General features: G+C 52.5%; 17 protein-coding genes and 1 pseudogene. 5 read left to right on the forward strand and 13 right to left on the reverse strand.

Annotated features, from left to right (window positions below; all coding sequences use genetic code 11):
• Positions 1-56: 56 nt before the first annotated feature.
• Together K3T82_RS14335 and K3T82_RS14340 are read right to left on the reverse strand one after the other, a co-directional pair.
• Positions 57-968, reverse strand: a complete 912-nt coding sequence (locus tag K3T82_RS14335; RefSeq protein WP_220194123.1) for a GNAT family N-acetyltransferase — start codon at positions 966-968, stop codon at positions 57-59.
• Positions 969-1,215: 247 nt separating this feature from the next.
• Positions 1,216-2,946 (reverse strand): acyl-CoA mutase large subunit family protein, encoded by a 1,731-nt coding sequence (locus K3T82_RS14340; RefSeq protein WP_220194124.1) that lies wholly within the window; start codon positions 2,944-2,946, stop codon positions 1,216-1,218.
• Between the two features lie 683 nt (positions 2,947-3,629).
• Between K3T82_RS14340 and K3T82_RS14345 the strand changes: the two genes are divergently transcribed.
• Positions 3,630-4,877 carry an MFS transporter gene (locus K3T82_RS14345; protein ID WP_220194125.1) on the forward strand — a complete coding sequence of 416 codons (1,248 nt, stop codon included), beginning with the start codon at positions 3,630-3,632 and terminating at the stop codon, positions 4,875-4,877.
• A 55-nt stretch (positions 4,878-4,932) separates the two neighbouring features.
• Here the strand turns inward: K3T82_RS14345 and K3T82_RS14350 are convergent, their stop codons facing one another.
• From K3T82_RS14350 to K3T82_RS14375, 6 genes and pseudogenes are all read right to left on the reverse strand, one after another.
• Positions 4,933-5,463: a hypothetical protein gene (locus tag K3T82_RS14350; RefSeq protein WP_220194126.1), complete on the reverse strand. Its 531-nt coding sequence runs from the start codon at positions 5,461-5,463 to the stop codon at positions 4,933-4,935.
• A gap of 311 nt (positions 5,464-5,774) precedes the next feature.
• Entirely contained in the window at positions 5,775-6,959 is a 1,185-nt protein-coding gene (locus K3T82_RS14355) for an acetyl-CoA C-acetyltransferase (RefSeq protein WP_220194127.1), read from the reverse strand.
• Between the two features lie 201 nt (positions 6,960-7,160).
• Complete coding sequence (locus K3T82_RS14360; protein WP_220194128.1) at positions 7,161-7,802, reverse strand: phosphatase PAP2 family protein; 642 nt, start codon at positions 7,800-7,802, stop codon at positions 7,161-7,163.
• 17 nt (positions 7,803-7,819) lie between these two features.
• Complete coding sequence (gene murI / locus K3T82_RS14365) at positions 7,820-8,749, reverse strand: glutamate racemase (protein WP_220194129.1); 930 nt, start codon at positions 8,747-8,749, stop codon at positions 7,820-7,822.
• Positions 8,750-8,787: 38 nt separating this feature from the next.
• Positions 8,788-10,454, reverse strand: a pseudogene (locus K3T82_RS49915) (acyl-CoA mutase large subunit family protein).
• A 577-nt stretch (positions 10,455-11,031) separates the two neighbouring features.
• The gene (locus K3T82_RS14375) at positions 11,032-11,610 is read right to left on the reverse strand and encodes a biotin/lipoyl-containing protein (protein ID WP_220194130.1); all 579 of its coding nucleotides are present in this window, start codon (positions 11,608-11,610) and stop codon (positions 11,032-11,034) included.
• Positions 11,611-11,903: 293 nt separating this feature from the next.
• Here K3T82_RS14375 and K3T82_RS14380 point away from each other — a divergent pair, with 293 nt between their 5' ends.
• The 3 genes from K3T82_RS14380 (at position 11,904) to groL (ending at position 14,209) form a co-directional block, all read left to right on the forward strand.
• Entirely contained in the window at positions 11,904-12,131 is a 228-nt protein-coding gene (locus K3T82_RS14380; RefSeq protein ID WP_220194131.1) for a hypothetical protein, read from the forward strand.
• Between the two features lie 111 nt (positions 12,132-12,242).
• A complete protein-coding gene (gene groES / locus K3T82_RS14385) occupies positions 12,243-12,533 on the forward strand; it encodes a co-chaperone GroES (protein ID WP_220194132.1) in 291 nt (96 codons plus the stop codon).
• A gap of 50 nt (positions 12,534-12,583) precedes the next feature.
• A complete protein-coding gene (gene groL / locus K3T82_RS14390; protein WP_220194133.1) occupies positions 12,584-14,209 on the forward strand; it encodes a chaperonin GroEL in 1,626 nt (541 codons plus the stop codon).
• A 96-nt stretch (positions 14,210-14,305) separates the two neighbouring features.
• Here groL and K3T82_RS14395 read toward each other — a convergent pair whose 3' ends face one another.
• From K3T82_RS14395 to K3T82_RS14415, 5 genes are all read right to left on the reverse strand, one after another.
• Positions 14,306-15,193: a hypothetical protein gene (locus K3T82_RS14395; RefSeq protein WP_220194134.1), complete on the reverse strand. Its 888-nt coding sequence runs from the start codon at positions 15,191-15,193 to the stop codon at positions 14,306-14,308.
• A gap of 247 nt (positions 15,194-15,440) precedes the next feature.
• Positions 15,441-16,178, reverse strand: coding sequence for a glycosyltransferase family 2 protein (locus K3T82_RS14400; RefSeq protein ID WP_220194135.1), 738 nt, complete (start codon positions 16,176-16,178; stop codon positions 15,441-15,443).
• Between the two features lie 91 nt (positions 16,179-16,269).
• Positions 16,270-17,667 carry a DnaJ domain-containing protein gene (locus K3T82_RS14405; RefSeq protein WP_220194136.1) on the reverse strand — a complete coding sequence of 466 codons (1,398 nt, stop codon included), beginning with the start codon at positions 17,665-17,667 and terminating at the stop codon, positions 16,270-16,272.
• 102 nt (positions 17,668-17,769) lie between these two features.
• Positions 17,770-18,435 (reverse strand): DNA-3-methyladenine glycosylase family protein, encoded by a 666-nt coding sequence (locus K3T82_RS14410; RefSeq protein WP_220194137.1) that lies wholly within the window; start codon positions 18,433-18,435, stop codon positions 17,770-17,772.
• Between the two features lie 243 nt (positions 18,436-18,678).
• The gene (locus tag K3T82_RS14415) at positions 18,679-19,422 is read right to left on the reverse strand and encodes a TetR/AcrR family transcriptional regulator (protein WP_220194138.1); all 744 of its coding nucleotides are present in this window, start codon (positions 19,420-19,422) and stop codon (positions 18,679-18,681) included.
• A 351-nt stretch (positions 19,423-19,773) separates the two neighbouring features.
• Here K3T82_RS14415 and K3T82_RS14420 point away from each other — a divergent pair, with 351 nt between their 5' ends.
• On the forward strand, positions 19,774-21,915 hold the full coding sequence (locus K3T82_RS14420; protein ID WP_220194139.1) for a thioredoxin domain-containing protein: 2,142 nt from the start codon (positions 19,774-19,776) through the stop codon (positions 21,913-21,915).
• The last annotated feature ends 88 nt before the right edge of the window (positions 21,916-22,003 follow it).

Consider the following 22,003-nt stretch of genomic DNA (forward strand, 5'->3'; position numbering starts at 1 on the left):
TGCCTCGTAATTCATATTGTGTAGTGGTAGGCCCGCTCTCTACGGTAGTGCCGCGCTTATGGGCTAGCTGCTAGCGTTCCGTTTAGACGATAGTAAGCATATGTATGCTTGATTTGAAAGCCACAGGAGCTATAGAGACGGAAGGCGGGCTGATTGTCTGTCTCTACATCCAGGGTGATTGTCTTCTTGTCGCGCTCTGGAATGGAGCGTATTGCTTCCTCCAGCATTTGACGCCCATAGCCGCGCCCCTGGTAGGCTGGAACGATGCCGACACTATAGATGCCAACTCGCTGCAATGCCTCGTTGATCTCCATTCGCAGGCAACCTACAGGCTCTCGACAGCTAACCTCTCCTTCGCCGAGAGTTGCCAGGTAGAAGCGAAACTTCGGATTGTGCCAGAACAACGTCACCATTGGTCGCCTCGCCTCGATGGAAGTACCAAAACTTTCAGCGAGTACCTGGAGGTAGCGCTCGATATCTCCATCGCGGGCGGGCTCAACCAGCAGGCGCTCATCAAAGGCATTTCCAGTTTGCAGTTGGCGTAAGACCATTTCATGCTCGGCGAATTGGAAGGTGGCACCAGTTGAAGCCACGAAAGCTTTTCCACTTTTCGAGACCTCTTCGGTGATCAGAAGCACTTCTTCTATATGCTGGTTGTCACATTCGGCCTGGGCAACCTGACTGAGGTGACGGAAGATGCCGCGTCGGCGATAGTCTGGATGGACCATCCCAGTGATCTCGCGCTTTCCCAACCCCAACCCGAATAATGTCAGGCATCCAATCAGGACACCATCATCATAGTAGAGTAGGCATTGACAGACCAATCCACCATGTCGGCGCAATTCTTCAATGTCGATGCGTACCTGGGTGCTATCGTGTCGCTGACAGAGCCGCGCTAATTGCGCGATATCTTCCAATTCTTCTTCAGTCAAGCCTTGCCTTTTGATGATCCCTTGCATTCTCTGCATGAAAACAGCTTTCTATGTGTTGTCAAAAGCCTAGATATCAAAAGTTTAGTTGAGATATAACGCGAGAGCTCGACCGCCAGCACCGCTAGCTGCTCCCATGTACCCTCTTTCCGTTCTGGTGTACTCAGTTTCACTCGCGCGCATAGAAAGGGCGCAAGACATTGTACCACTCTGGGCCGATCAGGTACAAAGTCTTGCGCCTCAGGCAATCTGCCTTATCTCGCTAGGATGCTCTCTATTAGAGAGGTTAGAAGACAGCAGGTTCCATATAGTCGCCAAAGACACTACGGAAAACGTCCATGATCTCGCCCAGGGTTGCGTATGATTTTACGGCCTCCAGGATGGCAGGCATGGTATTTTCTGTTCCCTCCGCTACCCGCTTCAACTGCTCCAGTGCGCGGGTTGTTGCGGCGTTGTTGCGTTCACGGCGCACACGCTGAAGACGGGTCACATGAGCCTTCTCTCCCTCGTAGTCTACGTAGAGTGTTGGCACCTTGATATCTTCTTTGATGACATAATCGTTGACGCCAACTATCGTGCGCTTGTGCTGATCAATTTCTTGTTGATAGCGATAGGCGGACTCGGCAATCTCGCGCTGGAAGAAACCATTCTGGATGCAGGGGAGCACACCACCTAGAGCATCTATCCGTTCGATGTATGCCAGCGCTTCGCGCTCGGTCCGATCCGTTAGCTCTTCGATGAAGTATGAGCCACCCAGAGGATCAACCGTATTGGTAACTCCGCTCTCAGAGGCAATAATCTGTTGAGTGCGTAGCGCGAGCAGGACCGCGTTCTCGGTTGGTAGGGCCAGCGCTTCATCCAGTGAATTTGTATGCAGTGAGTTTGTGCCACCCAGCACAGCAGCCAGGGCCTGGATGGTGGTGCGCATGATGTTATTCTCGGGTTGCTGGGCTGTTAATGAGACGCCTGCCGTCTGGGCATGGCAGCGTAGCATCATCGAACGCGGGTCCTTCGCTCCGTAGCGCTCCTTCATCAGGCGGGCCCACAGGCGGCGACCAGCGCGGAATTTGGCAATCTCCTCAAAGAAATCGTTATGCACATCGAAGAAGAAGGAGAGCCGGGGTGCGAAATCGTCAATGTTCAAGCCGCGTTGCAGAGCAGCATCAACGTATGCCAGCCCATCGGCGAGCGTAAAGGCAAGCTCCTGTATCGCTGTAGCGCCCGCCTCGCGGATATGATAGCCACTGATACTGATAGTATTCCAGCGTGGCATGTAGCGTGTGCCGAATTCAATGGTATCTACGACTAGGCGTAACGATGGTTCAGGTGGGAAGAGAAATTCCTTTTGAGCGCTATATTCTTTGAGTATATCGTTCTGAAGCGTTCCACCTAGTTTTGCCATTGGGAAGCCTCGCTTCTCCGCGTTGGCAATATACATGGCCCAGATTGCGGAGGCAGGGCTATTAATAGTCATAGAAGTGGTAATCTGGTCTAGTGGCAGGCCATCAAAGAGAATCTCCATATCCGCCAGCGAGGAGACCGCGACGCCGCACTTGCCAAACTCACCTGCCGCTGATGGATGGTCAGTGTCATAGCCATACAGCGTTGCCATGTCGAAGGCAACAGAGAGGCCAGTTTGCCCTTGTTGCAAAAGATACTTGAAGCGCTTATTGGTGTCCTCGGCGGTACCGAAGCCCGCGAACATGCGCATTGTCCACGGCTTGGCGCGGTACATAGTTGGCTGTACGCCGCGTGTGTAGGGGTAGACTCCGGGGTAACTGATGTCGCGTTGATAATCGGTTCCCTGTACGTCGGAGGGCATATACAAGCGTTGAATGGGCACACCCGACGTCGTGATCAAGTTCTCGCGTTCAGGAATGCGCTCCAGCGACTTCTTGACCATCGTCTCCTCCCAGACTGTCCGCTGAGTCTGGAGGCGTTCTAGCTCTTCTTTATCAAAAAGCGTTCCCTGCTGTATTACTGGCGATTCCAACTCGTTTGATTTCTGCTCAAGCATCTTTGCAAGCTCTCCTCTATGAGTACAGGCACGAAAAAGGCGGATGTGCGCGTAAATGATCTACGCTCTTCTGTCCACATCTCCTTTATTGTACCATACCAGCATGTTGCCAGGATTTCTACTTTCCTGTAGGGACTGTCTCTATATGTGCTGGGAGGCCTGGCTACAGAGCATCTTGTCTAGCGCCTAAAAGGCTTTGAGCGTTTCTGTGAAGAAAGGCTTGACCTGACTCCTTTTTGCATGGTATTCTCAACAGTATGAATACTATACAGATACGCCACTTCGTGACGCGCGCCAGCGCCGAAAGAATGGCACATCATTACCTCAATCCACCCCGTCTCGGCCATGTGGTGGCCGCATAAGCCTGGCGCAGCGCTTATGCGGCGAGAAGTAGGCATCTCAAAAACTTGTGCTTGCTAGCTATGTAAGTGGTCTGGTTTTTGTAGAAAGCTTTAGTGCCGAGCTACTAACTCCGTAGGATAGCTCTATCCTGTGAGGCGTTATATTGCTCCCTTGCCTTGCTCCTTGCTATGTTTCTTTCCCTTGTTCCATCGCTCATTGCGTGTGCGTTCCGCAAGTGATTCGGCCATCTTTTCCTCGCATGGCCTGTCCGCCAGGTTCTCTCTCAAACCTTACTCTTCTGTTTAGTTTGCCTATTCAATTCGAGGGAGTACCCGACGACTATGAACGACTCATTACTTGAACCATCTATGACTAATCAGCCCGCCTCAGGAGACATCGCCCGCCCCTGGAAACGCTGGCTTGCGGCCTACTTTGGTTATACTGCTACCTCCCGCGTGCTCCTGACAAGTGCCATCTGGATGATCTATCTGGCCTCGCGTGGATACAGCCCCTTTGTGCTCGGTCTCTTTGAGATGACATTCCATATTGCAAAGTTTGTAGCTGAGGTACCAACTGGCATCTTTGCTGATATGCTTGGACGACGCAAAAGCCTGATCTTGTATTGTCTGCTGGGGGCGGTTGATAGTCTGCTCTTTCTGACCCCTTCGGTGCCCATGATGCTCTTGAGTTTTACTCTCTCTGGCATCGCTTATGCGTTCCTTGGTGGTGCAAATGATGCTCTGCTCTGGACTATCACTGGCTATGCCAATTCGGATAATCATGCTCGCCTATATAGCAAGTTCATGAGCTGGACACTGATGATAAGCCTGGTGAGTGAGATGCTTGGCTCAACGCTTGGCGGCTACCTGGGTGATATTATGCAGACTCTTCCCTTTATTGGTAGTGCGCTCATCTCGCTGCTCTCTATCATCCCGCTCTGTCTACTGCCCGAAGGGATAGAAGCCCAGAAATCCGAAAAGCGTGTCAATGCCCTGGCGCATGTGGGAGAAGGTTGGCGGGCAGTCTGGCGCTCGCCAGCGCTATTGGGTTTAATCCTGATCTCCGGTCTGACGGAGAGTTGTGGTACCACGATCTACTTCTTTGTGCAATTGCAGCTTCATGATCAGGGGTTCACGCTCAGCGCCATTGGCCTGATTTTAGCTCTAGGTGGCCTGACGCAGTTCCTTTACACGGCTCTGTCCCCAATTCTTATCCGTCGTGTACCGGAGCGCTGGCTTATCGCATTAGGGGTGCTTGCTCAGGTTGTTGGTCTGCTTTTAATGATGCTGCCTCAGATATACCTGAGCCTGTTTGGCTATCTTGTGCTTTTTCAGGCCGCAATAGCTGTTCTCTATCCAGCTATTAGCACCTATGTCAATCAGCGTAGTCCTGAGGTTCAGCGCGCTACTGTGCTCTCATTTCAGACGGGGCTTTTCAGTCTGGCGATGATTGTGCTCTTTCCGCTCTTTGGGCTGGGAATTACGCACTCATCTTATAGCACTGTCTATGGTTGGACTGTTTTCGCGCTTGTGCTTGGAAGCCTGACAGCTGTGTTACTGGTTGTCATTCGCCAGCGCCGCGCGTCATAAAAAGGGAGAAGGGTACACGGCAACACACTGTGTACCCTCCATCTTATCGGTTTGCCTACACTTGAGGCTCGTTCTTTGGTGGCTCGTTAACCGGGCGTACTTCCGGCTCAGTTGGGCGAGCCTCAGGAGGCGTTGATGCCTCCCCGGCGGGGCGAACGCTCTCGGTGTGGCTTGTTTCTTCAATGGGTGGGCTTGTGGTCTCGACAGGGGGCGTACTTCCGTAGGTTGGCGTCTCGTTAACAGGGTGAACTTTGCCTCGACCAGATACGCCGCCAAGGGCTCCCGAGGCGCTGCCCAGGCCAATCGCGAAGGCCCAGCCCAGAACCATCAAGAATACCATGGTCCAGAAGACAATAGCCTGAGCGGTTCCCTGACTGAGGTTCTGTGTTGTGCTATTCTGTTGCATCATTATCTGCGTGGCCTGACGCACCACATTAGGCGAGAGGATGATCTGGATCAGCGAGGCAACAAAGCCTATCAGGCCACCGAAGAGGCCAGTCCAGAAGCCAACCATCGTTCCGGTCGCGGCCTTACCAGTCACGCGGGCTACTTGATAGCCTGCGTAAGCGAAGAGTGCGATTGACAAAACGAGGTTGAGGATACCCCACAGCAGGGGGGACCCGGAACGAACGCGCTAACAACGACAAACAAGATCTGTAGCACGCCAAATGCCAGAATATAGGGTCCCGCCATCTTGAGCGTGGAACTCCTTCCTGGCTGCGTGGTAAATGTTTGCTGCATTAGAATAATAATCCCTTCCGTAAGCTACTTATCTGCGCTTCACAAGACTAATGGCTCTAACACGCAAATCAGAGGTGGAAGGATACAAATTCACTGATGCGGCACTGTTGCTAACAGACAAAAAGCCTCGGCATGAAGGCTTTTTGTCTGAATCTCTTATACCTCAACTGAGAGCGCGACTGCGCCGCCACCGCCCAGGCAAAGTGTTGCCAGCCCTCGCCCACCGCCGCGTCGGCGTAACTCATGGATTAAAGTGATGAGGACGCGTGAGCCACTAGAGCCGATGGGATGTCCAAGGGCGATGGCCCCGCCATTGACATTCACTTTCTCCCAATCCCAATCTAGTTCTTTTCCATTGGCGAGCGCCTGCGCGGCGAAAGCTTCATTGACCTCAATAAGGTCAAAATCGCTCAATTGCATGCCGGTACGCTCCAATAGACGCCGGACCGCTCGTGTGGGGGCGGCGAAGATATAGCGTGGTGTGATCGCTGCCGAGGCATAACCTGTGATGCGAGCCAGGATAGGAAGACCCTGCGCCTGCGCGAAGCTCTGATCCACAACTACTGTCGCCGAAGCACCATCACTCAGCCCAGGTGCGTTTCCCGCAGTTACCGTGCCGTTTTCGGGCTGGAAAACTGTTGCCAGGCGTCCTAATGCTTCTAGGGATGTATCGCTGCGAATGGGTTCGTCGGTATCAATAAGGATCGTTTCTTTCTTCTGTTGTACCTCAACAGGAACGATCTCATCTTTAAAACGTCCTTCTGCTGTGGCTGCTGCTGCTCGCTGGTGGCTACGTAGCGCCAGCGCATCTTGCTCATCGCGTGTGACGTTGAATTTTTCGGCGATGATTTCGGCCTCATTCCCCATGTGGATATTCTCGAAGGCGCACCAGAGGCCATCATGTACAACCGCGTCGAGTAGCCTGCCATCTCCCATGCGGTAGCCAGTACGTGCCTTTGGGAGTAGATATGGGGCGTTGCTCATACTCTCCATACCGCCAGCTACAAAGGCCGTTTCATCTCCAGCTCGTATGGCCTGCGCTGCCAGCATTACTGCTTTGAGTCCAGAGCCGCACACCTTATTAACAGTAAAGGCAGGCAGATCATCTGGGAGCCCGGCTTTTAACATGGCTTGCCGAGCTGGCGCTTGCCCTTCGCCTGCACTCACAACATTGCCCATAATAACTTCGTCGAGGCTGTGTGGATCGATGCCCGCTCTTTTGACGGCCTCTTTTATCGCGATTGCTCCCAGGTGGGGAGCGCTGAAGCCTGAAAGGTGACCAAGAAACTTACCAGTTGGCGTCCTTGCCGCGCCCACAATAACCGGAATCTTTTCACTCATGCAACTTCTCCTCTGCGTGGGGTCACATCATTGTGGCCCTGTAGCCTAAGGTCTGACGAAAACCAGCGCCACTCATGCTCAGGTTTTCGAGAGGCTATGATCAATAGTGGTAACCTTCTCTATTCTACCTTTTCCGTATATGGTGACGCAAATATGCCTGTTTTATTGGTTTTTCAAGCTTGTCCTCGCTAGATATTGGCCTTAAATACCGTATAGGGCCAGGGTTAGTGCGGAGAGCAGGATTGTGACAAGTGAGCCAGCAATGACCTGCCCCAGGGTATGACGACGCAACACTACGCGCGACCAGCAAACTAGCACAACCAACGTATAAGCCGGCAGTACGATCTGCCCATAGAGTGCGGTCAGTAGCGTGACGGCTCCTGCCAGTGATGAGGCGTGTATGCTGATTTTCCAGTGTCCCCAGAGTGTGACCAGCATCATCAGTAGACCAAGGAAGAATGTCAGTAAGAGTGCGGCTCGAAGTGTATGTGGACCCTGAAGAAATGCGAGCAGAACAAAGACCGCTAGAATAGAGAGGAGACTGACGATAAAGGGGCCGAACCGCTGCGAGCGCTGGCTAACATCCATATCGGTAAATTTACCAAGCTTGACACCGATCAGGATGTATAGCATAGGACCAACGGTCACAAAAAGCAGCGTAAGCAGTGTATAGCCAATGGCCTGGAGCTGGTTTTGCGCGCGATAGAGAGCGACCAGCAGTGCTGTTGGGATAGAGACCGTGATGGGCGAGAGAATAGTTGATATATAGCGTGCTATGCGAATGCGTAGCGTCTTTGGTGGTAACGATGTAGGGTTAATGCCAGGGGTAAGAGTATTAGACATGCTCCTGCCTTTCAAAATCAGGTTGCTGGATAGGCGGTGACGGGATAACCGAGCACCTGGTTGGCTGTAGTCGAGAATATCGCTGCATCTCCACTACACCATACTTGTAGAGTTCCCTGCTCGGCCCATTCTTGATTAGTGGGATGGAGGATTCCATCTCGTTCGAGAATGGTGCGAGTACGACGGGCAATAGCAGCACCGCTATCGATGATTTGCACATCGGGACCAGTTACGTGTTGAATCGCGGATTTCAAGGCTGGGAAGTGGGTACAGCCAAGGACAAGTACATCAATATCGTGCTGGAGGAGTGGAGCAAGCGAGCTGCGCAGGACCTCCTCAACCTCCGGTCCTGTAAGTTCTCCCCTCTCAACAAGTGTGACCAACTCTGGACACCCCTGGGCATATACTTCGACTCCCTCGGCGAAGTCTGTGATGAGTTGTTGTAAATACTCAGCCTGAGCCGAGCTATTCGTCGCGGCGACTCCGATGCGCCTCTTGCGTGTCAGGCGAGCCGCAGGCTTGACCGCTGGCACCACGCCTACAAAGGGTACCTCTGGGAAGGTAGCACGCAATGCGTCGAGTGCAGCCTGAGAAGCGGTGTTACAGGCTACAACGATCAACTTGACTCCGCATTCCAGTAGGAAGCGGCTGGCTTGTATCGCTAGCTCTGTAAGATCCTGCTTACTGCGCATGCCATAGGGGCAGTGACGGGTATCGGCAAAGTACACAAAGTCTTCGTGTGGTAACAGCTCTCGCAAGTCCGAGAGAATCGTTAGCCCACCAGCTCCCGAGTCATATACCCCGATGGGGGCATAGGCGTGTTCTCGTTGCGTATCTTCAACGAGCTGGGTATGGGAAGCGGAAGAGACCGCATCAATCCCGTCGAGAACCTCCGGGTGCTGCTCTTCCGCATGATTGATATTTTGAATTGTGTTATGGATGTTCATGTAAAAACCTGGATGTCTCCAATAGTCTTACTACGAAGCTACTCGAAACTGCGAAACTCGCGCTGCTCCCCGAAGACGTGGCGCAGCGAATTGCTGATCTCTCCTAGTGTAGCATAGGACTCAACCGCCGCGATAATGAGTGGCATAACATTCTCACTTCCCTTCGCACCCTGCTCAAGTGCCTGCAAGCATTGTTGCACCAGTTCGTTATCGCGTCGCAGGCGTAGTGCCTGTAGCCTGGCTGCCTGGCGGCGCCCAATCTCAGGGTCAACGCGCAGAAGTTCGGCTTGCGTCTCCTCTTGCCGGGTAAAGCGATTAACGCCAACCACAATTGTCTCTTCCTTCTCCAGGGCAAGTTGATAATCATAAGCAGCTTGCTCGATCTCAGCCTGCATATAGCCTCGCTCGATGGCGCGCACACTGCCGCCTAATTCATCAATCTTATGGATATAGTCCCAGGCTTTTTCTTCGAGTTGAGCTGTCAAAGACTCGACATAGTATGATCCAGCCAGAGGATCAACTGTGTCTGTCACGCCAGTCTCAAAGGCCAGGATTTGTTGGGTACGTAGGGCGAGGAGCGCCGATTCCTGGGTCGGCAAGGAAAGGGCTTCGTCCTTTGAATTGGTATGCAAGGATTGTGTACCGCCGAGTGCCGCAGCCATTGCCTGGTAGGCTGTACGAACCACGTTGTTATCTGGTTGTTGAGCAGTAAGCGTCGAGCCTGCTGTCTGAGTGTGGAAGCGTAGCATTTGCGAACGTGGGTCCAGAGCATGAAAGCGCTCGCGCATAATATGCGCCCACATGCGCCGCGCCGCGCGGAATTTGGCGATCTCTTCAAAGAAGTTGTTATGACAGTTAAAGAAGAACGAGAGCTGACCCGCGAAGGTGTCAACATTCAAACCAGCGTCCAGCGCGGCCTGTACATAGCTAATCGCATTAGAGAGGGTAAAAGCGATTTCTTGAGCCGCCGTCGAGCCGGCCTCTCGAATATGGTAGCCACTGATGCTGATGGTGTTCCAGCGTGGAACGTTCTCAGTACAATACTGAAAAATATCTGTGATGATACGCATCGAGTGTCGGGGGGATAGATATAGGTTCCACGCGCGATATACTCTTTGAGCACATCATTCTGAATAGTACCCGAGATTTTGCGTGGGTCGACCCCCTGTTTCTTCGCGACCGCGATATAGAGCGCGAGCAGGATACTGGCTGTCGCGTTGATTGTCATCGAAGTGCTGATTTTCTCTAATGGCAGACCAGAGAGGAGCGTCTCCATATCTTCCAGGCTGGAGATCGATACCCCCACCTTGCCAACTTCACCTTCGGAGAGGGAATGATCTGCGTCGTAGCCAATCTGTGTTGGAAGGTCGAAGGCGACCGAGAGTCCGGTGGTGCCCTGCGAGAGGAGGTAGCGATAGCGCTGGTTTGATTCCTCAGCGGTCCCAAATCCAGCGTATTGGCGCATCGTCCAGAGCCGTGAGCGATACATACCAGGATGAATACCACGGGCGTAGGGGAATTCGCCGGGGAAACCTATCCGTTCTTGTAGGTTGAGTGCTTGCGTGTCTTCTTCAGTATAGAGGGGATGTACAGGTATGTCTGAACTGGTCTCGAAGCTTGACTTGCGCTCCGTTGACTTTGCTTGTGCCTTGCGCCGAGTTGTTTCGTGCCACTCCTCCGCGCTTCGACTCACGTGCTGCTCCATAGCAGACCTCCTTATTGCATACCACTTGGCATTATACCATACCGCGTTGTATTTATTCCGGGACTAGCAGAAATAGTGCAGAGCTCTTTCAATGTTAGCTTCTACACTCTCTTTTGTGTCTTTCGTTCTCAGATATACAAGAGGGAGCCATAAGATGTCAGCCCTAAAACCAGGCTGCTCTGGCAAAAGTCAGCCATTCGCCTTCTCTATGATGCCTGGTGCGCTCAGGTATGGAGCGACATAAGCTCCGCTTGAAGAAGAAGCTATGCGGCGGCGATGTTAGCCATCGTTCAGGCTGCGTTGGCGAATGTTTTGTATGACATACTGATAGCTATCTGGTGGTTAATTAATACCTATTTGATAGGCATTTTTCTTGGTATTATGCGATATGCTATGTATACTGTCTCAGGACAGTTAACCGGGAGTACAAATAGACCGTGCAACTGGATTTATAGAGAATACTTTTTCCATTTACAATTGAACCCACCACTTTGCCCACCACTGGAAGTGACCAGCAGAGGTATCGCTAAGGATGCGACACCCCTGCTGGTCACTTCCTTTGTATTCTCTGCGATTGTTAGTCTTCCTGTTCGCCTGCGATGACAACCAGGACCTCGTTCTGGTCAACGGCCTGGCCCTTCTGGACGCGGATCTCCTGTATAGTGCCTGTTATGGGAGCTGTCAGATCGTTCTCCATCTTCATAGCCTCAAGGATCACCACTGTCTCTCCTGCCTGTACGCTCGCGCCCTGTTCAACGGAAACGCTTACCACCAGCCCTGGCATGGGAGCGTTCACCGAGGCTATACCACTATTGGCTGCGCCCTTTACCAATCCTGAGAGCAGGCGTGTGCGCTCGTCCTCGACTTTGACCTCGAAGCGCTGACCCTTAATAAAGATCTCATAGGTCTCGCTATCCTTCTGGTCTACTTTTGTTATTCTGCGCGCATAGATATCATAAGAATGGCCGTCAATAAGCAGGCTAAAGTGACCGCCAGCACCGCTCTGCACGCTGGCGTCCCCAGTGAGTGACGCGATGCGTCGCCAATCGATGGGGAAGGTCTGTTCGTCCAATTGCACTGACTGGCACTCCTCACCCTCGCCCGCCTCGACCCGAAACGTCTGCTTTTGTGCTTGAATAGTCGCGATATACGTCATTGTATTTGCCCTTGCTCCGGCATGTACCGCGAGGCCGCGTTAACATACCGACAATTAAGATAGAGGATTATCCCCTGCGCGCTTGCGCCCTGACATTGTATCATATTCCACTTCGTTCCTCTGTTACTACCCTACTGCCTGAGAAGAAGAATGTGTAAACCCATATTCGCTGGGTGGAGTGTGACGAATTCTAACGTTTCTCTAATAGTTTTCCTATGCGCTTCTAACAATAGGTATGGCATACTCGCTTGCAGAGAATTCGTTGAGAGTAGTTATGCTGAAAGAAGAGGATCATGTCAGCAGAGCGCGAACAGCTTCTAGGCGAGAAGAGCACGCCAACACCTCAGAATCCGGTGGTCGCGTACTGCGCAAATTGCGACATTGAGATTCTCTGGCCTCCAGTGGTTGTAGACGGCAAAACTTTTTGTTGTGTTGGTTGCGTTGCTGGTGGACCGTGTAGCTGCGATTATTCACAGTATCACTCAGTCAGGTATCCTGGTCGGAAGGTTGAAGACGGCTAGAAGTGCTGGCTTCATAGACCTCTGTTTAAGGGTTGATATGAAAACCAACGCTGCTGTCACAGCTAGTGCTGACGCGCTCAGGTTTTCGAATAAGAATAAGGAGACAAAGAAGTGGCTAAGATTCGTCCTGTTGGTGACCGCGTGGTCGTAAAGCCTGCGGCAAAAGAAGAAGTAACCAAGAGCGGCCTCGTTATTCCTGACACCGCCAAAGAGAAGCCCCAGGAAGGGACCGTCATCGCTGTTGGTAATGGTCGCCTGCTCGACAATGGGGAGCGCGCTGGTACCGAGATCAAAGAAGGCGACCGCGTTCTGTTCGCCAAGTACGGCGGTACTGAGTTCAAGCTGGATGGCGATGAGTACCTGGTGCTGAAAGAGAGCGATGTGCTCGCCATCATTGGCTAGTGTGTTGGACTGCAAATTGGTTGAGATAGAAAAGGATACGGATTAGAGCTATGGCAAAACAGGTTGTATTTAACGATGAGGCGCGTCGTGCTCTGAAGCGGGGCATTGATACGCTGGCGAGCGCCGTGAAGACCACCCTTGGCCCTAAGGGTCGCAACGTTGCTCTAGACAAGAAGTTTGGTGCTCCTTCGGTCACCCATGATGGCGTCACCGTTGCCAAAGAGATTGAGCTGGAAGATCCATGGGAGAACATGGGTGCTCAGTTGCTCAAAGAGGCCGCAACTAAGACAAACGATGTTGCTGGTGATGGCACCACGACCGCGACCGTTCTGGCTCAGGCCGTTGTGACCGAGGGCTTGAAGAACCTTGCCGCTGGCGCGAACCCCATGCAGCTCAAGTATGGTATCGATAAGGGTACCGAGGCGATTGTCGAGTACCTGCGCAAGCTCGCGATCCCTGTTGAGGGCAAGAAAGAGATTGCTCAGATTGCCTCTATTTCGGCGGCGGACGAGCAGATTGGTGAGCTAATTGCCGACGTTATGGACAAGGTTGGTAAAGATGGCGTGATTACCGTTGAGGAGTCACGCGGCATCAACTTTGAGACCGAGTTCGTTGAAGGCATGCAGTTCGATAAAGGCTATCTCTCACACTACTTCGCGACCAATACCGAGAAGATGGAAGCTAACATCGAGAATCCCTATATCCTCATCACCGACAAGAAAATCAGCGCGGTTCAGGATATCCTTCCCCTGATCGAGCAGATTGTGCAGCAGGGTCGCCGCGAGATCGTGATCATTGCTGAGGATGTTGACGGCGAGGCCCTGGCGACTCTAATCGTCAACAAGCTGCGCGGCATTATCAACGTGCTGGCTGTCAAGGCTCCTGGTTTCGGTGACCGCCGCAAAGAGATGCTGCAAGACATCGCTGTGCTGACTGGTGGTCAGGTGATCAGTGAAGAGGTGGGTCGCCGCCTCGATAGCGCCACCCTGGACGATCTGGGTTCAGCTCGCATGGTTACTTCCTCCAAGGACAACACCACGATCATCGAGGGTCGCGGTGAGCCTGCTGAGATCCAAGCCCGCATCGGTCAGATCAAGGCTCAGATTGGTGAGACCACCAGCGATTACGACCGCGAAAAGCTCCAGGAGCGTCTGGCGAAGCTCTCTGGTGGTGTCGCGGTTATTAAGGTTGGTGCTGGCACCGAGGTCGAGCTGAAGTACCGCCAGACCCGCGTGGAGGACGCGCTCTCCGCGACCCGCGCCGGTGTGGAAGAGGGTATCGTCCCTGGTGGCGGTGTTGCTCTGGTCAATGCCGTTGCTGCTCTGGATAATCTGAAGCTTGAGGGTGATGCTGCCACTGGTGCGTCTATCCTGCGCCGCGCTCTGGAAGAGCCCCTGCGCCAGCTCGCCGCCAATGGTGGTAAGGATGGTTCAGTGGTCGTCGAGGGTGTCCGCCGTGCTCAGAAAGAGAAGAACAGCCAGCATATCGGCTACAATGTGCTGAATGACTCCTATGTCGATCTTGTTGAGGCTGGTATCATCGATCCTGCCAAGGTAACGCGTACTGCTCTGCAGAACGCGACCAGCATTGCGGCGATGATCCTGACCACCGAGGCCCTCATCACTGACCTTCCTGAGAAGGAGAAGGCTGCCGCTCCCGCGATGCCTGAGTACTAGGATCTAGTACGCTGAGCATACGCGAAGCATGGTCCTGAGATAGGAGAAGGGGTTCCGTCATTTGGCGGAGCCCCTTCTCTTTTGTGTTGTAACTCTTTATGAGAGGAAATGGAGCGAGTCTAACATTGGTTGCAGGTAGGTCTTCAAGGCTTGCTGGTAGATATCTTCGGGCGTGTAGATCTGGATATTGTAGTAGGCGTTGTTATAACGCACGGTGATTGCGTTGACATGGACCTTGCTCCCATTGCTCATAATGACCAGCCCCTCTTTCTGTTGCCATATCTGCCCCGCGATTTGAGGCTGTGCGCTAATAGTCTGAGTAGGTTGGATCTGTAACACGTTCTGGTTAATGTTTAGCTCGCTCAAGATCCGCTCATTGAGATCATTGGGACTTCCAATGGCAGGTGAGGCACTTTCGCTGAAGCGGAGTACCGCAAATTGGATGCCAAGGTCAGGTGAGGAGATCGTGAGTGAAGACTGAGTATCGCTTTTATCTGGAGTACTTTCCTTCCAGTTGGCGGGATATTGCAAGGCCATATTGATAGTAGTATCACTTGCGGTCTGAAAGGATGTTGGTGTGGTCAGCACTGGGCTATGGCTGGTGGTGATTGGTGTTGCTTGGCTATTTGCCGTAGCCCTTGGATGAAGCGTAGGGGGAGATAGATTGGCGGTGCTCCGCCAGCGCAGCGCACCGTAGGTTGCGCTCGCCCCCACTATAGGTATAAGCAGCAGTATGAGCGAAAGAAGCAGCCAGTTTTGTTGCGTCTTGCTCGCTGGAATAGATGTTGGTGAGATGACCGCATGGGATGCGGCTATGCTGGCCCCTGTTGAATATGCGGGAATTGTAAGCGGCCAGGCAGGTGTTCCCGCTGGGAGGTATGAGAAAGGGCTTGAAGTAGAGTGCGTCTCTGAGGCTTGCGCGCCACACACACCACATCTCTCCGTCCGCTCCGCCACTTCGGCTGCGCAATGCGTACATTTCATGATAAGTCCTTTTGCTCTCTATGAAGTTGTATTGGTTTGTGACCTCTCACCGTCAATGGTGGTGGTAGAGGACAAGGATGTAGCATAGCAGATTGGTCGACTTATATGCTATGTTACATCCCTATCCTGGGAAGCACCTCCGACGCTGAGAAGCCCCTGGTAAGATGGCTTGGGGCGAGCAGAACATGAAATTAGTTATGTATTGTGCTCGCATGAGTGTACAAATAATATGAGAGATACAATGTTCCTAGACTGTGACTGATTCTTCCTGCACGACCGGGCTGGGCTCCTGGAATGGCTTGCCAAAGCGGCGATTCAACAACATTGCCAGAGCAGGCCAACCATCTTTCCAGGGTGCTAACTTCTTATCCTGGCGTGGGAAGTAGCTAATCGGTACTTCGAGAATGGTATATCCTGCCTGTAGGAGGCACGAGGTGATCTCTGGCTCGATCTCGAAGCGTCGCCCCTCCATTGGTAAGGCTTTGGCAATGGAGCCTGGAAACATCTTATAGCATGTTTCCATATCATGGATATGGCTACCAAAGAGGAGATTTGTCACGCCTGTCAGGAAGCGATTTCCCCAGCGCGTGGTGAACTTCTGCTGTGAGAGATCTCGATAGCCATAGACTGCGATATGTGTGAGCCCCTGTGCTTTCCCCTCTTCCCACTTGCGTAACAGAGCAGGGAGGTCCTGTGGGTCATATTCCATATCCGCATCCTGAATCGTTACCATCTCACCTGTGACAAGGCCAAAGCCGGTACGAAGACCAACGCCTTTGCCCTGGTTGTGCTCATGGCGTACATAGCGAAATGTGTCGAAAGGGGATTGCTGGCGTAATTCCTGAAGAATATCCCAGGTGCGATCAGTTGAAGCATCATCAACAACAATTACTTCCATATCGATTGCTACCTCAGCCAGTTTGGTAAGCATTGTCGATATTGTTTTCTCCTCATTATAAACGGGTACAACTACGGAAAGCTGCATACTATAGGGCCTCTTTTCTCCTACACAATGGGTGTCACATTTTGTCCAACCTCTTTTATAAAACGTATCGCTGGTCCAAAAGCAACAGTAACTACTGATTCCATATGTGGATAGTTCCATCTGTCAGGGCAACGAGCAGGTAGTGGTCAGTAAAATTAAGGGCGCTAATCTGCCAGGGATGGTAGAGCTTCTGCACAAGTTGTCCAGTTGCAAGTGACCAGATGTCGATGACTCCCTCGCTGATCTCGCTGTCCTCGCGAGCGACCGCCAGAAGCTGACAATCGGGCGATATAGCGAGCCGCGCACTACTGCCCATAGCCCCTGTTGGCAATTCACTATAGGTACCACTTGCTATATCGCAGATGCGGAGTTTATTTCCCTGATAGGTGAAGATGGCGAGGCGTGCGTCAAAGCTGGCAATGTAGGGGGGCGCGCATTCTTCACAGTTGCCAACTTCCAGTGAATCGATAATTTGTGGCCTTAGTACTTTTGAGCGGTTTTGGGTGGTCAGGTCCCAGCGACGAGCGATGACAACCTGATGTGAGTTGCCTGCGACCTGGGCACAAGAAAGGGTGAGCAGGCGACGTGCATCATAGGAGAGAGCACGTAGACGAATGGCCCAGAAGCTTCGCTGCTCAATATTCTCCTCCAGGCATGGCAGTGGCGGCGCGCTGAGTTCCGGACCTTTGCCTAAATTCTGTCTCTGGATATCAGTGCCGCGTACTCCCCAGGCGCGCGGTGCTTTAATATCCGTAGGCAACAGTGGTAAAGCCATGTGCGCCTGGCGCGTGCCATCCGCTTCTACGCTTAGGGCCATATCGATAGAATATGGTGCGGAGACCGCGCGCTGTTCCAGGGGGTAACTCCAGAGCCGTTGCCCTGAGTGGGTATCCCAGACGTGAAGCGAGAGACGCCCCCAGCCTGCCAGGAGCGAACCCGCTTCTGAGAGACGGAGTTCTCTCAGAGATTCTACCGTTGCTTCTGGGTCAATCTCAAACGAGATTGGCTGCCCTTTGACAGTATTGTGGGCGATCTGCCAGAGCGTGCCTTTTCCATCGAAGGAGCCACCAACGATGAGTAATTCGTGCGTGTTGGTCTGACGACCATTGAGCGCGGATATGACGCCAACGTTGCTACGCAGAGAGACACCAGTACGGAAGGGACCCTTCGTACTGAAGATACTCAACCCCTCGAATTCCTCCTCGACTGGTTGCTCAAAGCGCCGTGGACGCACGCGAGGGCGTGTTGTGCCCCGTAAATCAACCACTCCACCGATGATGGTATCGTACTTGTGGCGCTGCTCGGCATCATTAAGAACAGAGTAAGCGCGATTGATGCGCTTCATTTGTAGCGCGCCCTCTGGGCCTGCTAGATCGGGATGATAGCGGCGCGCTAGCTGGCGATACGCTCGCTTGAGAGTATCATTATCTGCATCTATGGGCACGCCTAGTATGGCGTAGTAGTTCTCGGGGGTATCGGATGTATGCATACTACAAGCCTTTTTGTTTTATGAGAACAAGGGCGTCGCCAGGCATACTCTCTTTAGGGGATAGCCGTTCGTCCGCCCAGGTTTCCAATGAATTTTGCATGATTAAAGCGATACTATTCTGGTGCGTGGTCGATGCTTGCCATTCAGGCGCTCTTTCCAGGCCCAGAGGTACCAGGTCGCGAATGTGCGATAGGGACGCCAACACTCGCCCCGCATGCGTAAGTCTCGCGGCTTGGGTCGTTCTGATAAGCCGTAAACCTGGCGAACAGCTTCTTGAAAGCCAAGATCATCGACAGGTAGCACATCGGGACGCCCAAGGCAGAACACAAGAATCATCTCAGCACTCCACCTGCCAATGCCCTTGACTGCGCATAGCTGCTGGATAATCTCCTCATCGTCATAAGCATCGAGTGTTTCGAGATGAAGCTGTCCGCTGGTAATATGCTCCAGGAGGCTTTGGATATAGTGCGCTTTGGCGTTTGAGAGTCCCACTCCACGCAGGTCGTCATGTGTGAGCGGAAGCAAGGTATGAGGTTCGATACGATTCTCTGGTACAAGGCGACGCAAGCGACCCATGATGGTGTCAGCTGCGGGAATTGAGATTTGTTGTGAGATAATGGCGTCGACCAGAGCCTCGAAGATATTGGGGTCTGGCATAAGTGTGCAGGGACCAACGCGCTCTATGGCTTGGGCCAGCACGGGATCAGCATGTCGGAGATAGGTGGTGGCCTCGATGATGGTATCGCTGAAAGGTTTTTGTGTTGTCATCTGCCAATAAATCTTTTAGAAGAGTTCAGTGCTATCCGATTAGCGGGAGATGCAAGTCGCATGGCTTAAAATGTTCTTTCGCCTGCACCTCGTTTTATTGTACGACACAAAAGCCCTTCTGGCTATATTAAGGTCGCACTCTATCCTGAAGATGCTTCTCTCTTCATCCATATGCATTGTGAACGATTGTGGAAATGGTGCGTCAATTATGAGTGATCCTGGAATGGAGAGGGAAGTCAAATCTCATTGGATTTCCTGACGGAACCAGGCCTGAGCTGTCTGTAGGTAGCTCGTATGCAGTTGTTGAATGGTCTGCCTTACTTCGGCTAGCATCAAAGGATTGGGGGGCTGTTCGGGTTCCAGAGTGCGCTGAATAGTTAATTCTAACGAGTCCAGCGTCTCTTCAAGGGGCCTATGCATCTCTGTTGGGAGATAACTATTGCAGGTAATGAAGCCTATGATAATTGAGCTGCAAATATGTAGTTGTTGTTCAGGGCTAGTATCAGTGCGTAACAGATTTTTCTCTCGTAGAGTCATGATCATCTGTTGCCAGACGGTATTTTTGGCTTGCAGGAGGCCATTAGAGTGCTCTGGAAGTAGGCGAAGCAGTTCGCCAAGCATAGCAGCATCGTTCAGATAGAGTGCGCGAGCAAGCGGACGGCGTAGTACGACCGTGAGTCCATGTCGTACCATCCGACTGAGTTGTGCGCCACACTGATCATCCCCAATGAGTTGTAGCATCTCCAGCGTTGCTTCTAGTCCTTCGCGAATGGCGAGCGTCATGAAGAGCTCTTCGCGTGTCTTCCAATGGAGGTATATGGTTCCCTTTGCGACCTGAGCCTCGCGTGCAATATCGTCAACGGTAGTTTTCGTATATCCATAGCGTAACATAAGCTTGCATGCAGCATCGAGGATACGCTGCGCGCGTTCCTCTCGTTTGCTGGTTCTTCTTGGAAGGCTGCCTGATGTGTCATGGATATTCGTCAAGGCGTTGCTTTACTCCTCTGCGTGCTGACTCTATGACCAGATAGGGTCATTGTGTCAAGCTGCTGGCTGCTTCACTATAAAGGATAAAGAGAAGAGCCGTCAAGCGAGAAAAGATTTTTTTAGTGCTATGTGATTCTCCTCCGGGATCAGCCTCCCTTTGCCGCCTTGAGTAGTCAGCAATGAAGATGCAGTCTGGCGAAAAATCCACTGGCCTTGAAGTATGATTTCCTATTAATAGTTGGACGGCGAGGAGGCTTCCCGATGTCGTACAATGACCAGGGAGAAAGATTATATACCAGAGTCAAAATGTTACTAGAGGCGCGTTTATGATACGCGGAGAGGATATATCATATGCCTGAAGAGCAAGCCCGTCAGGGTGAACATACATACACCAACCGCCTGATTCATGAGACCAGTCCATATCTCTTGCAACACGCGCATAATCCAGTAGACTGGTATCCCTGGGGTGACGAAGCACTCCAGAAGGCGCGTCAGGAGGATAAGCCAATTCTACTAAGCGTGGGTTATTCAGCCTGCCACTGGTGTCATGTCATGGAGCATGAATCCTTTGAGAACCCAGAGATTGCCTCGTTGATGAATCAGCACTTTGTCTCGATCAAGGTCGACCGTGAAGAACGGCCCGACATTGATAACATTTATATGCAAGCTGTGCAGGCCATGACGCAACAGGGGGGATGGCCCATGACAGTCGTTCTGATGCCTGATGGTCGCCCCTTCTATGGCGGAACTTACTTTCCCCCTGATGACCGCCGCCATGGGCAGTATGTTATGCCTGGCTTTCGGAGGGTGCTGCTGAGTCTGGCCCAGCTTTATGCTGAGGAGCGTGAGAAGGTAGAAGAACAGGCTGAGGAACTGGCTCAATTCTTACGTCAGCGTGGTAACGTACCCTTGCGCTCGCGGAGCGATGTCCCGCGAGGGAAGCCGGAGTTATCTATGCTCGCGGTCGCCAGTCAGGCGCTCGCCAGTGATTTCGACGCGCAGCACGGAGGCTTTGGTGGAGCTCCTAAGTTTCCGCATTCAATGGCTTTGGAGTTTCTGCTCCGTATGCATCAGCATCGTAGCAAGGACGAGCTGGAGATGGGCCAGCTACCAGGGAATCTGATTGAGTTAGAGATTGTAGAACGTTCGCTTATGCATATGGCTCATGGCGGCATTTACGATCAGCTTGGTGGAGGCTTTCACCGCTATTCGGTCGATGCTGAATGGTTAGTCCCCCACTTTGAGAAGATGCTCTATGATAATGCCTTGTTAAGCCGTTGTTACCTATCCGCGTATCTGGTTACAGGTAAGGCAGAGTATCGACGTATCGTCGAGGAGACGCTGGACTATGTCGCGCGCGAGATGACCTCGCCTGAAGGAGGCTTCTACTCAACGCAGGATGCGGATAGCGAGGGTGTGGAGGGAAAGTTCTTCCTCTGGCAACCAGCCGAAATTGAGAAGCTACTTTCAGCACCCGATGCCGCCATCTTCATGCGCTACTACGACGTAACCGCGCGGGGAAACTTTGAGGGCAAAAACATCCTGCACATTAATGTCGATCTTCAGCAACTGGCGTCGGAACTTACCCTGAATGTTGACGAGGTGCGGCAGATTCTTGCGCAAGGGAGGAAGCAACTCTTTGCCGCGCGTGAGCTGCGAATCAAGCCAGGGCGAGACGAGAAGATTCTGACCTCCTGGAATGGCTTGATGCTACGCAGTTTTGCGGAGGCTGCGCGCCACCTGGAAAGAAGCGACTATCTACAGCTTGCCATCAACAACGCCAACTTTCTGCTAAGCACGATGCGCCAGGATGGACGCCTGCTGCGCACCTATAAGGACGGGCGAGCACGCCTTAAGGGCTATCTGGAGGATTATGCCTTCCTTGCTGATGGCCTGCTTGCGCTCTATCAGGCAAGCTTTGACCCACATTGGTTCGCAGAAGCGCGCGCGCTGATGGATCAGGCGCTCCTGCTCTTCTCTGATCAGGAGCAGGGAGGCTTCTTCGATACTGGCAGCGACCACGAAGAACTGGTTAGCAGACCAAAGGATATTATGGATAACGCTACGCCAGCAGGCAATAGCGTGGCTGCTGATGTACTCCTGCGCCTGACTGCCTTGAGTAGCGACGATGCGTATCGTGAACGGGCGGAGTCCTATGTGCAGTCAATCGCTGACGTTATGGTACAGCATCCGCAGTTCTTCGGCCAGGCACTAAGCGCGCTCGACTTCTCGCTCTCGACTGCTAATGAGATTGCTTTGGCAGGAGCTACAGACGCAGCGGATACGAGGGCGCTCCTGCATGTGGTCAATGCGCGTTACTTGCCCAATAGTGTACTTGCCTGTGGTTTTCCCGACGACGAAGAGGCGACGCGAATTGTACCTTTATTGGCTGAAAGAACCATGAAAGGGAATCAAGCGACGGCGTATGTCTGCCAGAACTTTGTATGCCAGGCCCCCGTCACAACAGTGGAGGCACTTGAACAATTATTGTAGTGAGAATGAGGTAGAGAAAATACAGAGAGGTGAAGGGTTAATCGTTAACGTAGCGTAGCTCACCCTTCACCTGATGGCGGCAGAGCAG

The sequence above is a fragment of the Ktedonospora formicarum genome (assembly GCF_016587355.1).
Classification (GTDB): Bacteria; Chloroflexota; Ktedonobacteria; order Ktedonobacterales; family Ktedonobacteraceae; genus Ktedonobacter; species Ktedonobacter formicarum.

Excerpts from the sequence above, each read along its gene's own strand:
- K3T82_RS14380 (WP_220194131.1), top strand. The coding sequence starts at position 11,904 with ATGTCAGCAGAGCGCGAACAGCTTCTAGGCGAGAAGAGCACGCCAACA.
- K3T82_RS14355 (WP_220194127.1), bottom strand. The coding sequence starts at position 6,959 with ATGAGTGAAAAGATTCCGGTTATTGTGGGCGCGGCAAGGACGCCAACT.
- K3T82_RS14400 (WP_220194135.1), bottom strand. The coding sequence starts at position 16,178 with ATGCAGCTTTCCGTAGTTGTACCCGTTTATAATGAGGAGAAAACAATA.
- K3T82_RS14405 (WP_220194136.1), bottom strand. The coding sequence starts at position 17,667 with ATGCATACATCCGATACCCCCGAGAACTACTACGCCATACTAGGCGTG.
- K3T82_RS14360 (WP_220194128.1), bottom strand. The coding sequence starts at position 7,802 with ATGTCTAATACTCTTACCCCTGGCATTAACCCTACATCGTTACCACCA.
- murI (WP_220194129.1), bottom strand. The coding sequence starts at position 8,749 with ATGAACATCCATAACACAATTCAAAATATCAATCATGCGGAAGAGCAG.
- K3T82_RS14340 (WP_220194124.1), bottom strand. The coding sequence starts at position 2,946 with ATGCTTGAGCAGAAATCAAACGAGTTGGAATCGCCAGTAATACAGCAG.
- K3T82_RS14420 (WP_220194139.1), top strand. The coding sequence starts at position 19,774 with ATGCCTGAAGAGCAAGCCCGTCAGGGTGAACATACATACACCAACCGC.
- K3T82_RS14410 (WP_220194137.1), bottom strand. The coding sequence starts at position 18,435 with ATGACAACACAAAAACCTTTCAGCGATACCATCATCGAGGCCACCACC.
- K3T82_RS14375 (WP_220194130.1), bottom strand. The coding sequence starts at position 11,610 with ATGACGTATATCGCGACTATTCAAGCACAAAAGCAGACGTTTCGGGTC.
- K3T82_RS14395 (WP_220194134.1), bottom strand. The coding sequence starts at position 15,193 with ATGAAATGTACGCATTGCGCAGCCGAAGTGGCGGAGCGGACGGAGAGA.
- groL (WP_220194133.1), top strand. The coding sequence starts at position 12,584 with ATGGCAAAACAGGTTGTATTTAACGATGAGGCGCGTCGTGCTCTGAAG.
- K3T82_RS14335 (WP_220194123.1), bottom strand. The coding sequence starts at position 968 with ATGCAGAGAATGCAAGGGATCATCAAAAGGCAAGGCTTGACTGAAGAA.
- K3T82_RS14345 (WP_220194125.1), top strand. The coding sequence starts at position 3,630 with ATGAACGACTCATTACTTGAACCATCTATGACTAATCAGCCCGCCTCA.